15 protein-coding genes are annotated in these 13,221 nt (G+C 66.8%); 7 read left to right on the top strand and 8 right to left on the bottom strand.

All coding sequences use genetic code 11. The features are described 5' to 3' along the window. Positions 1 to 4 precede the first annotated feature (4 nt). On the bottom strand, positions 5 to 895 hold the full coding sequence (locus AC27VE_RS01830; protein ID WP_488702902.1) for a LysR family transcriptional regulator: 891 nt from the start codon (positions 893 to 895) through the stop codon (positions 5 to 7). A gap of 93 nt (positions 896 to 988) precedes the next feature. Between AC27VE_RS01830 and AC27VE_RS01825 the strand changes: the two genes are divergently transcribed. From AC27VE_RS01825 to AC27VE_RS01800, 6 genes are all read left to right on the top strand, one after another. Then, positions 989 to 1,984, top strand: coding sequence for a zinc-dependent alcohol dehydrogenase family protein (locus AC27VE_RS01825; RefSeq protein ID WP_488702901.1), 996 nt, complete (start codon positions 989 to 991; stop codon positions 1,982 to 1,984). Between the two features lie 100 nt (positions 1,985 to 2,084). Then, positions 2,085 to 2,627 carry a helix-turn-helix transcriptional regulator gene (locus AC27VE_RS01820; protein ID WP_377785591.1) on the top strand — a complete coding sequence of 181 codons (543 nt, stop codon included), beginning with the start codon at positions 2,085 to 2,087 and terminating at the stop codon, positions 2,625 to 2,627. Next, positions 2,624 to 3,040, top strand: coding sequence for a VOC family protein (locus tag AC27VE_RS01815; protein ID WP_006226098.1), 417 nt, complete (start codon positions 2,624 to 2,626; stop codon positions 3,038 to 3,040). Before AC27VE_RS01820 ends, AC27VE_RS01815 begins: the two co-directional genes overlap by 4 nt. A gap of 81 nt (positions 3,041 to 3,121) precedes the next feature. Continuing rightward, positions 3,122 to 3,529, top strand: coding sequence for a RidA family protein (locus AC27VE_RS01810; RefSeq protein WP_488702900.1), 408 nt, complete (start codon positions 3,122 to 3,124; stop codon positions 3,527 to 3,529). Positions 3,530 to 3,751: 222 nt separating this feature from the next. Beyond that, positions 3,752 to 4,366 (top strand): hypothetical protein, encoded by a 615-nt coding sequence (locus tag AC27VE_RS01805; protein ID WP_488702899.1) that lies wholly within the window; start codon positions 3,752 to 3,754, stop codon positions 4,364 to 4,366. A 51-nt stretch (positions 4,367 to 4,417) separates the two neighbouring features. Further along, the gene (locus AC27VE_RS01800; protein ID WP_488702898.1) at positions 4,418 to 4,861 is read left to right on the top strand and encodes a hypothetical protein; all 444 of its coding nucleotides are present in this window, start codon (positions 4,418 to 4,420) and stop codon (positions 4,859 to 4,861) included. Between the two features lie 26 nt (positions 4,862 to 4,887). Here AC27VE_RS01800 and AC27VE_RS01795 read toward each other — a convergent pair whose 3' ends face one another. Further along, positions 4,888 to 6,123, bottom strand: a complete 1,236-nt coding sequence (locus AC27VE_RS01795; RefSeq protein WP_424626139.1) for an MFS transporter — start codon at positions 6,121 to 6,123, stop codon at positions 4,888 to 4,890. 199 nt (positions 6,124 to 6,322) lie between these two features. Here AC27VE_RS01795 and AC27VE_RS01790 point away from each other — a divergent pair, with 199 nt between their 5' ends. Next, positions 6,323 to 7,270, top strand: a complete 948-nt coding sequence (locus tag AC27VE_RS01790) for a LysR family transcriptional regulator (protein WP_427958353.1) — start codon at positions 6,323 to 6,325, stop codon at positions 7,268 to 7,270. A 12-nt stretch (positions 7,271 to 7,282) separates the two neighbouring features. On the opposite strand, the gene AC27VE_RS01785 is transcribed toward AC27VE_RS01790, so the two are convergent. From AC27VE_RS01785 to AC27VE_RS01760, 6 genes are all read right to left on the bottom strand, one after another. Continuing rightward, entirely contained in the window at positions 7,283 to 8,299 is a 1,017-nt protein-coding gene (locus AC27VE_RS01785; RefSeq protein WP_488702897.1) for a Bug family tripartite tricarboxylate transporter substrate binding protein, read from the bottom strand. A 38-nt stretch (positions 8,300 to 8,337) separates the two neighbouring features. Further along, a complete protein-coding gene (locus AC27VE_RS01780; RefSeq protein WP_427958354.1) occupies positions 8,338 to 9,570 on the bottom strand; it encodes a CaiB/BaiF CoA transferase family protein in 1,233 nt (410 codons plus the stop codon). Between the two features lie 39 nt (positions 9,571 to 9,609). Continuing rightward, positions 9,610 to 10,188 (bottom strand): UGSC family (seleno)protein, encoded by a 579-nt coding sequence (locus tag AC27VE_RS01775; RefSeq protein WP_488702896.1) that lies wholly within the window; start codon positions 10,186 to 10,188, stop codon positions 9,610 to 9,612. Positions 10,189 to 10,223: 35 nt separating this feature from the next. Continuing rightward, entirely contained in the window at positions 10,224 to 11,336 is a 1,113-nt protein-coding gene (locus tag AC27VE_RS01770; protein ID WP_424626143.1) for a hypothetical protein, read from the bottom strand. Between the two features lie 168 nt (positions 11,337 to 11,504). Next, a complete protein-coding gene (locus AC27VE_RS01765) occupies positions 11,505 to 13,052 on the bottom strand; it encodes a TolC family protein (protein WP_488702895.1) in 1,548 nt (515 codons plus the stop codon). Next, positions 13,039 to 13,221, bottom strand: a 183-nt coding sequence (locus AC27VE_RS01760; RefSeq protein ID WP_488702894.1) for a hypothetical protein, incomplete at its 5' end; no start/stop codon positions are given. The genes AC27VE_RS01760 and AC27VE_RS01765, both read right to left, overlap by 14 nt.

The following is a 13,221-nucleotide window of genomic DNA, read 5'->3' as shown; positions in this document are numbered from 1 at the left end:
GGGATTATTGCGAAGGTATTCTGCTTGTGGCTTCGTCCGACAGCCGTGCAACCACCAGCTCCACGAACCGGCTCAGCCGAGGCTGTCTGCGCATGTCGCGGTGGTACCCCAGCCAGGTGTCGCGCGCAGGCGGCGTCTCGCCGATGTTGATCGGCGCAATGCCTGGCGTGGCGTCACCCAGAGGCCGCGGCAGCACCGCCAGTCCGACGCCAAGCGCGCATAGCCTGGCCTGCGTTTCTCGGCTGTTGCTGCGCGCACCGATGGTTGCATCGGGCAGCAGGCCGGTGACCCAGCCCACGTCGGGCAGCTTGCCGAAGGCGGTATCCATCAGTATGAGCCGGCAGCCGCGGCCATCGCCGGCAACTGCGTTCCGTTGCCCGGGCCGGCCGTACAACGCGTACTCGGTCCGCCGCAGCTTTCTACTGACGACATCCGGATCATCGAAAGGCAGGATGCGCATTACGCAGTCCGCTTCCCGGTGCGGCAGGCTGTACAAGCGCGGGTCGGTCAGCAGTTCGAGCGTCACGCCGGGGTATCGTCCGGAAAATTCCGCGATGACGGGAGCCAACAGCAGCGAGCCGAACCAGTCCGAACAAGACACCCTGAGCATGCCCGATAGCTGTGTGTCCGCGCTCGACAATTCGCGCGTGGCGGCAAGCGCCTCGATCTCCATGCGTTCCGCATGCAGGAACAGGGCCTGTCCTTCGTCTGTCGGAATGAAGCCGTGCTGCGTGCGTTGGAACAGGACGTGCCCGATCTGCCGTTCAAGCGCCTTCAGGCGCCGGCCCATTGTCGGCTGTGTCTGCCCTAGCCGGCGGGCCGCTGCACCCAAGCTGCCTTCCCGCGCGATGGCCAGGAAAATCCGCACGTCGTTCCAATCCAGGGAGTCATTCATTTTTGCATGAACTGAATTCGGTTATAGCTAGTTCTCATACGGTTTTATAACCCCTAAAGTGGCTTCCAGACCCTCTTTATCTGGAGACCTTTCATGAATCGACACACCATGCGCGCCCTTACCGTTGAGGCGCCCGACGGCCCTTTTCGCTGGAGTGAACCGCCGTTGCCTGAAGCGGGTGCAGGCCAAGTGCTCGTGCGCATCCACGCCAGCGGCGTCAATCCGCTTGATACGAAAATCCGCGCCGGTGCCGCTGGCCATGCGCGCCACCCCTTGCCCGCCGTACTGGGTACCGATTTGGCCGGCACGGTGGTGCGCGTCGGCGCTGGCGTCGCGGGCTTTGCGCCGGGCGATGCGGTCTGGGCCCTGGCGGGCGGTGTGGGCGGCGTGCAAGGGTCGATGGCGGAGTTCGCATCGGTCGACGCCCGGCTACTGGCAAAAAAGCCGGCCAATCTTTCTATGCGCGAAGCCGCCGCGCTGCCGCTTGCCGTGATCACCGCCTGGGAGGGCATGGTGGACAACGTGAACGTGCAGGCTGGGGAAAAGGTGCTGGTGATCGGCGGGGCGGGCGGCGTCGGTCACGTGGCGCTGCAGCTTGCGCGCGCCCGGGGCGCCCAGACGTTCGCCGTGGACAGCGACGCCGCGGCGGACTATCTGCGGTCGATCGGCGCCACCCCGATCAGCCGAGAGACGACGGTGGATGCCTATGTGGAAACGTTCACCGACGCCAAGGGATTTGACGTCGTCTATGACTGTGTCGGGGCCCTGGACATCGCCTTCCAGGCCGTCCGCCAGTTCGGTCGGGTCACCAGCTCTCTTGGCTGGGGAACCCATTCGCTGGCGCCCCTGTCGTTCCGCTCGGCGCGCTATGCGGGCATCTTCACGCTGCGGCCGTTGCTGACGGGCGAAGGCCGGGCCGCGCATGGCCAGATCCTTCGCGATGCTGCCGCGCTCGTCGAAGCCGGAAGGCTGGTGCCGCGCCTGGACAGCTTGCGGTTCACGTTCGACCAAGCCGAAGCGGCTCACGAACGCGTCCGTTCGGGCGCCGCGCAAGGCAAGGTGGTGATGGAATGGGCCGAGTACGCATAGCGCCGCAAGCACCGGGGCCAACGTGATGGGCCTCGGCGCCCACGAGCGGTCGCCCGTCCTCTACACTCGAACACTCTGCCCTTCGCCAACGCCGGACATCATGAGATCCCGCGCCGCCTCGCATGCCCCGCCGCCTGCATCCCCACCGGATCCCGCCGCTACGGAGCCATTGCAGGATGCTGCCCTGCTGCGCCGTTTGCTGCGCGCCAAAGACCGCATGGATGCCGCCTCGCACGAGGCCTGGCCGGTCAGCCGGCTGGCCGAGGTCAGTGGGGTCTCGGAGGCCTATTTCGCGCGCTCCTTCAAGCGGGCTTTTGGCCTTCCGCCGCACCGCTATCTGCTGACGCGCCGGATCGAACAGGCGGTCTCGTTGCTGCGCGATACCGAGCTCAGCATCACCGACATCGCCTTCTCGACCGGCTGGCAAAGCCTGGGCACGTTCGGCCGCATTTTCCATGACGTCACGGGCTTGTCCCCCAGCGCCATGCGCAGCGAGGCGCGGGCGACGATGCCCGACATCGGCCGGGTGCCCGCGTGTGTCGTGAAGGCCGCGCAGCGTCCTGATCTGGGCACCGCAGTTTTGGAGAAGCGCCGCCGCTTGGCCGGCAATACAGTGGGGGCCTCAACCAAGGAGGAGCCATGAACGAAGGTATCAATGTGGTGGGCGTATACGTCGACGATCAGGACGAGGCGCTGGCGTTCTACGTAGACAAATTAGGATTTCGCATCCACACGGATGTGCGCAATGGCCCGTATCGCTGGCTCACGGTCCAGCATCCGGATCAGCCCGCGTTCCAGCTTGGCCTGTTCGCACCGGGCCCGCCTGTCCATGACGAGGCCACCGCAAAAACCCTGCGTGCCATGGTCGCCAAAGGGGCCATGCCGCCCCTGGTGCTATCGGTGTCGGACTGCCGCGCCAGCTACGCCAGACTGAAAGCGCTGGGTGTGGAGTTCACGCAGGAACCCACTGACCGCTATGGCAGCGTGGACGCCGGCTTCCGCGACCCGGCCGGCAATGGCTGGAAGATGATTCAGGCGCCCACCGGCAAGGCGTAGGCAGCAGCTACCCAGTGACGGTCGGTCGCCGTCCAGGCTAGCTAAAATCCAACGCTTCACTCCATTGGAATTCAGCCTGCCATGACCGACCGACAGATCATCCTCCCCGATTCGATGAAGACGCTTGCTGACCGGACCGGCTACGCGCCTGCGGTGAAGGTCGGGCACACGGTCTATTGCGCCGGGCAGGTGGGCAGGACGCCTGATCTGCAGGTCATCGCGGATCCGGAGGCGCAGTTCGCCGCGGCCTGGGAAAACCTGCGCGTGGTGCTCGCCGAGGCCGGCTGCACGTTCGAGGACGTGGTGGACATGACGACCTACCACGTCGACATGTCCACCCACATGGACGTGTTCCGCGCCGTCAAGGACAGGACGTTTCCCCGCGGCCGGTGTGCGTGGACGTGCATCGGCGTGAGCGAGCTTGCGCGGCCCGGGCTGCTGGTCGAGATCAAGTGCACGGCGATTGCGAGGCCTGCTACCGCAGCCTGAGGCGTTGATCCCGCCCCGTCACCGGGCCAGTCAGAAGAAGGCAGCGCCGATACCATCCGTGCCGGTGCACGCGGTTTTTTTGGATTAGTCCTGGCACCGGTACGGCCATCTTGGTATCAAATGTGGCGGCAAGCTTCACTCCTGCTCAGGTCTCTGACATGGCGAGGTGTATTCATGCCGCAATGCCGATTTCCCCTGCGAATCCTGGCTGCCGTCGGCGCAATGCTGATGCTATCGAGCGGCGTGGCCCTTGCCCAAGGGGCCGGCCAGATGGGCGTGGCCGCGGTGCCGCAGGCGCCGGGAAAATTCTGCGAATGCAGGTTCTCATCAGGGCAGTACGAGGCCTATAGTACCGACGGCACATGTACCGTCCAGCGGTACGGCGGCGGGCGCAAGTGCGAATTCGGCTTCGCGGGCGTCGGCGCCAATCCTGGCGTGCTCAGTTCCCTGCTGGGTCAGGATGCCTATAGCGCGCAATTTCGTCTGGCACCCGAGATCCTTGCCCGCTATCTGGCGTTCGCCCAAACGGGCGACACGACGTCGTTGTCCGACAGCAAGTTCATTGAAGCCGCCCTGCCCGTGCTGGCGCGGGCCAGCCTGTTCCGCGAAGCCGTTGTCCGCGCAGAACTGCCCATCAAGCAGATGGATGCCGAGATCGTCGAGTTCTCAAGAAAATACAGCGAGGTCATTTCCGCGGTGTTCCGCGGCAAGCAGGCGCCTCAAACGATCAAGTGGAGCCCCAACAGCCAGTTCGAGATCGGACAGGGCTTCGTGCAGCTGGATTTTCAACAGCAGTCGCAATTGCTGGTGCTGTTCTTTGCCAACGCGAAACGGTGAGAGACCATGGATCTGACTTGCGTACGGGAATTGCCTGGATTGGACATCACCATGCTGGTCCTGCTTGTCGTGGCGGGATTCGGCTTCTTGTTGCTGGGGATGTACTTACTGCTGCGTCCTCGGCCTGATCCGGCGGGCCGGGACATGGAGGGGGGAAATGAAAAATATCGCTTGAAAGGTCCCGTCGGATTTTTCCTCATCCTGCTGGGGCTCGCCCTGTGGGGACTGACGTATTGGCAGCTGAACAGTCGATTCGCCCCGGACGCGGAAGCCTTCACCGGCGCGCCCCGCACACTAGGCTCTATCGCTGACGGGCTGCGCCGCAACTCGAACGCGGATATTCAGTTGAAGGGCGACGCGGACACCGTCCTTATTTCACAACCGGTGAGCGGCGCCTGCGCAACTGCGTTGCTGGACAACCTGTGCGACAAATACGCGGGCACGCTCACGTGCAGCAAACAGGGCAATCGAAGGGTGATCGAGCGCACCCGTTGAGCGAACGAATGCGCAAATCACCCGCCTCAGGTGGGCGCTGTCTCGCTTCCATGCAGCGTTCTGAGCTTCCTCAATTCCGGGAACCACCGCATCCACAATCCCGCCACGGCGATCGTGCCCAGGCCGCCGATCACCACCGCGGGCACGGCCCCGAACAGTTCGGCCGTCACGCCGGATTCGAACTCGCCCAACTGATTGGACGCGCCGATGAACAAGGTGTTCACGGCGCTGACCCGGCCCAGCATGTGGTCAGGCGTATTCAACTGCACCAGCGATGAACGCACCACGACGCTGATCGAGTCCGCGGCGCCCAGCACGACCAGCGCGGCGACCGACAGCGGAATCGAGGTCGACAGGCCGAACACGGTGGTCGCCAGCCCGAAGAGGATCAGCGAACCGAACAGCAGGCGCCCCACGTTTTCACCCAGGCTCAGCCGTGCCAGCGTCAGCGACATCAACGCCGCGCCGCAAGCAGGCGCCGCGCGCAAGGCGCCCAGCGCCCACGGACCTGCATTCAGGATGTCTTTGGCGAAGATGGGCAGCAAGGCCGTCGCTCCGCCCAGCAGCACGGCAAACAGATCCAGCGACAAGGTGCCCAGCAGCAGCCGGCGCTGGAAGATGAAGGTGATGCCGGCAAACAGCGTGCGCCAGGTGGTCGGCTCTTTGCGCGGCGGGGCGCGTTCGATAACTAGCGTGGCGATGGACGCGAAGGCGGTCAGGTACAGCGCTGCCGCCACGCAATAGATCCACCCTGCTCCCAATCCGTAGCCGATGCCGCCCAGCGCGGGGCCGGCGATCTGCGCGATCTGGCCGCCGGAAGACGCCAAGGCGGTGGCGCGTGGCAGCCACTCGCGGGGCACCACCGCGGGTATCAGCGTGGACAAGGTGGGCGCTTCAAAGGCGCGCGCCGAACTCATGATGATGATGGTGGCGTAGATCAGCGTCTTACCGCCCACGCCATGCAGCGCTGCGATCGCCAGCACCAGCGTGGCCAGGGTTTCCAGCGCCATGCAGATGGCGACGATCTTGCGGCGGTCGTAGCGGTCGGCCACGTGGCCCACGACCAGCGTCAGCGCGGCCATGGGCAGGAACTGCGCCAGGCCGATCAGCCCCAGGTCTATCGCGCTGCCCGACAGCGCATAGATCTGCCAGCCGACGGCGACCGAGACGATCTGGAAGGCCAGCGACGCGCTGACGCGCGCGAACAGGAAGTGCAGGAATGGGGGACGGGAAAGCGGACTGGGGGAGTCGGGGGCGGGCATGAGGGCGTGCGGGGATGCGGGGCTGGCGCGGGTCGCACCGGAAGTTGCATTCTAGGGACAATTGGCTGACGGGAAGCTAAGAATCTTTCCGCCTGCCGGCCGACCCCTTCATCCGGTTATGAACTTATGCCTGTCGCAGCACTGCGCTACTTATAATTCCGTTTGACGCATCAGTCACCCACGACAAAGGCATCCATCGATGGTCACGCTTCCCGACTTGAGCTCGCGCGAACTCCAGGCCATCTGCATGGTTGCCGAGTGCGGCAGCTTCGTCGCTGCCGCGCTGACGTTGAACATCTCTCAGCCTGCGCTTACCCGCACGGTGCAGCGGGTGGAGAAGGCCGTCGGCGTCGAACTGTTCCATCGCTCCACGCGCCGGGTCGAGACGACGGCGGCGGGCCAGGAGTTCGTGTCGCTGGCCAACCGCGTTCTGGCCGACCTGCGCATCGCGTTCGAGAACATGCGAGAGATCTCCGACGAGCAGCGCGGCCGCAGCATCGTGTCCGCGGTGATGTCGGTGGCGTACACGCAACTGCCGGGCATCGTGGCCCGATACCGCGAATCGCGGCCCCGTATCGAACTGCAGATCCGCGAGGGCGTGCACGGCACGGTGCTGGATGACGTGCGTAGCGGCGTGGCCGACATGGGCATCACGTACATCGACGAGGTGCCCGACGAATTCTCGGTGGTGTCGTTGGGCCGCGAAGCTTTTCATGTAGTGATGCCGCGCCACCATCCGTTGTCTGCCGAAGCCGGCGTGACGCTGGAGCAGCTGGCGCCGTACGCGCTGGTCTCGCTGCCCAGGGAGGCGCAGACGCGCCGCCTGATCGACAGCTACGCGTCGATCGCGGCCGTGCCGCTGCGGCACGCGGTCACCGTGAGCCAGTTCGCCACCGTCATGCAATGCGTCTGGGCCGGCGTAGGCATCGCCATCGTGCCGGGCGGGGCCGTGCCTGCGGCGTTGAGCGCGGACCTGGTGGCGCGGCCGCTGGTCAAGCCTGCGCTAAGCCAGGCCATCGGTGTGGTGTTCCTCAAGGAACGGGGCCTAACCCCCAGCGCCAGCGGCTTCCTGGCGCAGTTGCGCAGCGACTGGGTGCAAGTCGTCCCGCCGGCGCGCGCCCGCCGCGTGCGCCGTGGCGGGGCCTAGCGGCCACCGCGCTTATTGCAGCCGGATCCCGGCAAGCTGCACGATGTCGGCATAGCGCTTCGCTTCCGTGCGGCAATAGGCGTCGAAGTGTTCCGGCGTATCGCCGACGGGCATGGCTTGCGCGTCGGTCAGGCGCGCGCGCACCTCGGGTTGCTGCAGAACATCGTTGACGGCCTGGTACAGGCTGGCGACCAGGGCCGACGGCGTTTGCGCCGGCGCCCACATCCCGTACCAGGTGGTGAGGTTGACGGTGGGATAGTTCAGTTCGGCGAACGTGGGCACTTCCGGCAGCGCCGCCACGCGCGTGTCCGAGGTGACCGCCAGCGCGCGCAGCTTGCCGCCCTTGACCAGGCTGATCGAGGACGGCATCGAATCCAGCATGTAGGTGACCTGGCCGCCGATCACATCGGTCAGCGCCGGCGCACTGCCCTTGTACGGGATATGCGTGGCGTCCAGCTTCGCGGCCGCCTTGAACACTTCGCCGGCCAGGTGGCCGGGCGTGCCGTTGCTGGACGATGCGAAGTTGTGCCGGCCCGGCTGGGACCGCACCAGCGCCACCAGTTCGGCTACCGACTGTACGGGTGAATTGGCGCTGACCACCAATTGGATCGGCGTCGAAGCCAGGTTGGTGATGCCGCGGAAGTCCTTGAGCGGGTCATGCGCCATGTTGGCGTACAACGCGGGATTCACCAGTTGGCCCGACACGTTGACCAGCAGCACATAGCCGTCCGGCGCCGCCTTGGCCACCATGTCGGCGCCGATCATGCCGCTGGCGCCGGGCCGGTTGTCGATGACCACCGATTGCCCCAGCTTGTCGGCCAAGGCCGCTGCGACGATGCGGCCGACGATATCGGTGGGGCCACCCGGCGGATAAGGGATGACGACGCGCAACGGCTTGGACGGGTAACCGGACGCCGCCAGCGCCTGCGCGCCGGTCGTCAGGGACCCCAGGGCGGCGCCGGCTGCACCGATCAACAACCGCCTTCTCACGACGCTGCGCGGCGCGCCGGCTCGGGTGAATGGTTCCATGGTTTGTCTCCCTTGTGTCTTTCTTGTGTTTGCACATCTCAGGATCCGACCGCGATCGCGCCATTGCGCCGCAGTTCGTCAAGCCTCTGCGGTTCCAGCCCCAGCATGTCCCGCAAGACGGTTTCCGTGTGGGCGCCCAGCACAGGCGGCGCGCTGCGGTACGCCACGGGCGTCGCAGAAAGATGCAGCGGGTTGCCGACCAGGTCGGTGCAACCGGCCTGCGCATCGGGCATCGGCACGCGCATGCCGCGCTGCAGGACTTGCGGGTCGGCGAACACGTCGGCCATCCCGTTGATCGGCCCGCAAGGCACGGCCAACGCTTCCAGCGTGCGCAGCCAGTGCGCGCTGGAATGCTGCGCCATCTGCGCCTGGATTTGCGGGATCAGGGTTTCACGCGAGGCCAGGCGCGCGGTGTTGGTGGCATAGCGCGCGTCGTCAGCCAGCTCGGGGCGACCGAGGGCGCCGCAGAACCGCCGGAATTGCCCGTCGTTGCCCACGGTGACGATGACGTGGCCGTCGCGGGTGGCGAAGTCCTGGTAGGGGACGATGTTGGGATGCGCGTTGCCCAGGCGATCGGGTGCGTTGCCGCTGGCCAGGTAGTTCATGGCCTGATTGGCCAGCGCGGCTACCTGCACGTCCAGCAACGCTACGTCGATGTGCTGGCCTGCTCCGGTGCGGTCGCGATGCGCCAGCGCCGCCTGGATGCCGGCGGTGGCGTACAGGCCCGTCAGGATGTCGGTGAGCGCCACACCCACCTTCAGCGGGCCGGCCCCGGGTTCGCCGTCGCCACGGCCGGTGATGCTCATCAGGCCGCCCATGCCCTGGATCAGGAAGTCGTAGCCGGGCCGCGCGGCGTAGGGGCCGGTCTGGCCGAAGCCGGTGATGGAGCAGTACACCAGGCCCGGGTGGCGCGCTTTAAGCGTGGCGTAGTCCAGGCCGTAGGCTTGCAGCCCGCCGACCTTGAAGTTCTCGATCAGCACATCGCACTGCGCCGCCAGCGCCGCGACGAGCCGCTGGCCGTCGTCCGTGGCGATATCGACGGCAACCGACTTCTTGTTGCGGTTGGCGCCGGCGAAATAGGCGGATTGCGCCACCTCGCCCCACTGCGGGTCGCGGATCCACGGCGGCCCCCAGCCGCGGGTGTCGTCGCCCACTCCGGGCCGTTCGATCTTGATGACCTCCGCGCCCAGATCCGCCAGCAACTGGCTGGCCCAGGGGCCGGCCAGCACGCGTGAAAGGTCCAGCACCCGCAAGTGCGACAGTGCGCCCATCTTCCCCTCCCCCGTTGTCGCCGCGGCGCGGCGGCGCTGTTACTGCAGTTCCACGCGCACCTGCAGCGGCGCCTTGGTGCCCAGCCATACCTGCTGCGCCTGTTCCTTGATCTGGGCGACGCGCTGCGCCACTTCCTCGGCCGTGATGGAGCTGACCGGATGGGCGATCACGACGGGTTCCAACGCTTTCATGCCCACAGCCTGGCGGGTCAGTTCGGTTTCGCGCGCGAACTCGGTGGTGATGATCACCGCGCTGGGCACGCCCAGCCGCTCCAGCGCAATGGAGTCGCGTACGCAGGCCGAGCAGCATGAGCCGCAGTCGCCGATGGCGGTCAGCACGACGTCGTTCTCGGCCGCGATGCGCTCGATCAGCTCGGGCGCGGCATCCTTGGAGAAGCTGTGTTTGACGTAGTAGTTCACCTGGGCGAAATCGATGTCTTCGCCCAAGGCCGCGGCCGCGCCGCGCAACAGCTTGTTGGCGTTCCACTTGGAGTTGTCTAGGATGCCCAGCCGCAGTCCGGCCAGGGCTTTCTTGCGCGCCGAAACCGGCGCATCGGTAAAGCGCAGCGCGCCGCGCGGGTCGAACACCGCGACTTGTTCCCCATCATTCATCAGCATGTCCTGGCTCCTGGTTGTGGTGCGGGCGCGCCGCGTCAAATGGCGCACGCGCCGCTTGTGCAATCGCCGCTGTCCGCGCTTGCGCCGTCAATCGCGCGCAGCACCGGCGTGCTCATGTGCCCCCAGCCGGGGATCAGCACGGAAAAGCGGCCGGCTTCGCCGCCCATCACGAACAGATGGATGTGGTCGGGGCTGTGCACGATGGGAATGCGCGTGTCGTCTTCGCGCTTGTAGTACTTGGGCAGGTTGCGGTTGTAGACCTTGCCGTAGCGGTGGCCGTAGGCCAGGTCGATGAAGCGGTTGCCGTGGTTGACGTACAGGTAGTTGCGTACATCCGCGCGCGACCAGCCGTGCTTGCCGATGGTCTGCGCGTGCTCAAGGCCCAGCACCACGGCGATGTGGCCGCCCAGCACGGCGCTGTTGGACGCGATGGTGCTCATGGCCGAGCACATCGTGTCCAGGATGCCTTCGGGGTCGTTCGAGATGTGGTTGGTCACGCTGTGCGGCGCTTCTGCCGCCATCGCGAAGACGGTCGAGTCCTCGGCCTTGTAGCCGTGCTCGACGTGATACGGCGCCAGGGGGCTTTGCAGCTCGTTCTCGCACACGCAGTAGGTGTATTTGCCGGGGTGGCCCAGCGTGCTCTTGTCCAGGTCGCCGGGCCATCCGCCGCCCACGTTGAGCATGATGAGGCGCAGCGCGCGGCCGATGGTGGCGTTGGCGCGGTTGCCGGAACCGAATGCGTTGACGCCGCCGTTCATGCCGATCTCGCGGGCGATCGGCCCGTTGACGATCAGCAAGGGCGCGGCCACGTGCGTGGTGGCCTGCACGCCGTTCAGGTTGAACGCCTGGTCGGTCACCGCCTTGACGGCGGCCAGCACCACCGGCGCGTACTCCGCTTTGCAGCCAGCCATCACCATGTTGATGGCGAGCACTTCACGCGTCAGTTCGCCCCAGCGCGGCGCCACACGGGCTTCGACGAAATCGCCGTCGCCGCCCAGCCGCGCGATGACCTCGTCGATCTTTTCCCGGGTCGGCGGCACGACCGGCAATCCGTCGGTGAACCCGCGTTCGTAGTAATACTCGACCAGGTCCACCCCGGCGGGCACCATGGCGGCAGGCGACGCCGTCGTTTGCAGAACCGCGCTCATCAGAATCTCCTCGTGGCTGTCGGATGACGTTGCAACGAGGATAGAAGTCCCCTGTCATTGATAACAAGAACAATCTATTTCGATAAGTGATTGCGTAAAACGCATAAATGGCCTTGGCCGCAAGGCCTGCGAGGGGCGCACCGAGGTGTCGAGGGCCCGGTGGCGGGCCTAGCGTTCGTCCAGCAGGGACACCCGTCCCGTGGCCACGGCAAGCACGGCAGCGGCCGACCGCGCGTTGGCGATGCTGTCCGCGTAGGCGTTCTGCGCAATCAGCATCTGGCTTTGCGCCAGCGTGGCATCGGTCAGCGAGCCCACGCCGTTCTTGTAGGCGGCCAGGGCGGCGTCGTAGGTCGTGCGCGACGCTTTGAGCAGCGCGGCGGCGGCTTCGTTGGCGGCCATGCCGGAACGCAGCGCGTTGCGCGCGGCGACGATCTGGCGCGTGGCCTCCTGTTTGGCGCGGCTTAGCCGTTCGCCGGCGCTGGCCGCGTCGTTCTGCGCCTGCATCCGCAGGGCCGTGCGCATGCCGCCGTCATACAAAGGCAGCGTGACGCCCAGGAAGATATTGGACCCGGAGCGGCTGCCGTTCAGGTTGACGGTGGCGGCCTGCTGACCGATGGCGGGCACCGCCGTGATGGACGAGCGCCCGGAGGTGTGCGAGGTTGCCGCCGATACGAAGACCTTGGGCAGGAAATCGGCGTCGGCCGCGCGCGCCTTGGCTTGCTCGGCCTGTTCTGCGGCATAGGCGGCCAGCACGTCCGGGCGGCGTGCCAGCGCGTCGGTGATGATCTGTTCGACCGGTTGCGCCAGGTCAGGCGCAAGCGGCGTGCCGGGCATTGCGGCGATGCGCGGCCTGGCCAGCGGCGAGATGCCCATGGCGGTGATGAGCCCAAGATAGGCGTCTTCCTCGGCGCCTTCGGCGGTGACGGCGGCCAGTCTGGCCTGTTCCCGGTTTTGCGTCGCCTGGGCAACTTCCACCACGGTACCCTGGCCCTGCTTGTAGCGGGCGCGGGCGGCGTCTAGCAGCGTCCCGGCGTTGGCCAAGCCCTGGCGCGCATTGACGGTGCGGGTGCGTGACGCGATGTAGGCGTGATAGGCGACGCTGACTTCCTGCACAACCAGCTGGTGGGTCGCGGTCAGCGCGACGCCGCTGGCGATGGTGGCCTGTTCCGCCGCTTGCACGCGGGCCTCCCGGCCGCCGAAATCGAACAGCAGCCATTGCAGCGCCAGCACGGACACGGTGCCGTGGGCGTTGCTGTCGCTGGACGATGTGCCCAGTCCGATGTCGCTCTGGCCATGGCCGCGCTGCCAGCCCGTCATGGCCGTGGCGGCAAGGTGCGGCAGGTACACGCTCTTGGTGATGCCGGTGGCCAGTGCCGCGTTGCGCGCGGCATTCCAGGCGATGCGGGTGCGCGGGTTGGCCGATTGCGCCAGGTCAATGAGTTCAGCCAGCGCGTAATCGTGATCGGGGTCGATGCCGGGGTCTTGCGGCAGGGCCCCGGCCACCGTGTTGGCGGGCAGGGTGTAGCGGGCGTCCGGACGGTCCGGCTGCGCCGGGCCCGACACGATGGCGCCGTTGGCGTCGACCGGCGGGATCCAGGGGCGGTCGGCCCTGGGCGGCGCCAGGTCCAGCGATGAGGCGGCGCAGCCGGCAAGGCCCAGCACCAGGGCCGGGAGGCACAGGCGGGCGGGCAGGCGCGGCGTCTTAGGCAGAGGCATGGGCCGGGGATTCCTTGGTGTCTCGGGCGCGCTGGCGGGCGGCGGCCTGCCGCGAGGTCCGCGCGTCAATCATGTGGAGCAGCGCTTGCAGGGCGGGGTCGCCTTGCTGGGCCGAGGGTGCGGCCGGAGGCGGGGGCACGTCGGCGTCGGCCCCGGTCGCTGGATCAGA

The organism is Achromobacter sp. 18P8.1.1 (assembly GCF_057799415.1).
This window is presented reverse-complemented; position numbering and strand designations above follow the sequence as displayed.

Bases quoted from the DNA above. Each gene is read 5' to 3' on its own strand.
- AC27VE_RS01830 (WP_488702902.1), bottom strand. From the start codon at position 895: ATGAATGACTCCCTGGATTGGAACGACGTGCGGATTTTCCTGGCCATC.
- AC27VE_RS01825 (WP_488702901.1), top strand. From the start codon at position 989: ATGAATCGACACACCATGCGCGCCCTTACCGTTGAGGCGCCCGACGGC.
- AC27VE_RS01820 (WP_377785591.1), top strand. From the start codon at position 2,085: ATGAGATCCCGCGCCGCCTCGCATGCCCCGCCGCCTGCATCCCCACCG.
- AC27VE_RS01815 (WP_006226098.1), top strand. From the start codon at position 2,624: ATGAACGAAGGTATCAATGTGGTGGGCGTATACGTCGACGATCAGGAC.
- AC27VE_RS01810 (WP_488702900.1), top strand. From the start codon at position 3,122: ATGACCGACCGACAGATCATCCTCCCCGATTCGATGAAGACGCTTGCT.
- AC27VE_RS01805 (WP_488702899.1), top strand. From the start codon at position 3,752: ATGCTGATGCTATCGAGCGGCGTGGCCCTTGCCCAAGGGGCCGGCCAG.
- AC27VE_RS01800 (WP_488702898.1), top strand. From the start codon at position 4,418: ATGCTGGTCCTGCTTGTCGTGGCGGGATTCGGCTTCTTGTTGCTGGGG.
- AC27VE_RS01795 (WP_424626139.1), bottom strand. From the start codon at position 6,123: ATGCCCGCCCCCGACTCCCCCAGTCCGCTTTCCCGTCCCCCATTCCTG.
- AC27VE_RS01790 (WP_427958353.1), top strand. From the start codon at position 6,323: ATGGTCACGCTTCCCGACTTGAGCTCGCGCGAACTCCAGGCCATCTGC.
- AC27VE_RS01785 (WP_488702897.1), bottom strand. From the start codon at position 8,299: ATGGAACCATTCACCCGAGCCGGCGCGCCGCGCAGCGTCGTGAGAAGG.
- AC27VE_RS01780 (WP_427958354.1), bottom strand. From the start codon at position 9,570: ATGGGCGCACTGTCGCACTTGCGGGTGCTGGACCTTTCACGCGTGCTG.
- AC27VE_RS01775 (WP_488702896.1), bottom strand. From the start codon at position 10,188: ATGCTGATGAATGATGGGGAACAAGTCGCGGTGTTCGACCCGCGCGGC.
- AC27VE_RS01770 (WP_424626143.1), bottom strand. From the start codon at position 11,336: ATGAGCGCGGTTCTGCAAACGACGGCGTCGCCTGCCGCCATGGTGCCC.
- AC27VE_RS01765 (WP_488702895.1), bottom strand. From the start codon at position 13,052: ATGCCTCTGCCTAAGACGCCGCGCCTGCCCGCCCGCCTGTGCCTCCCG.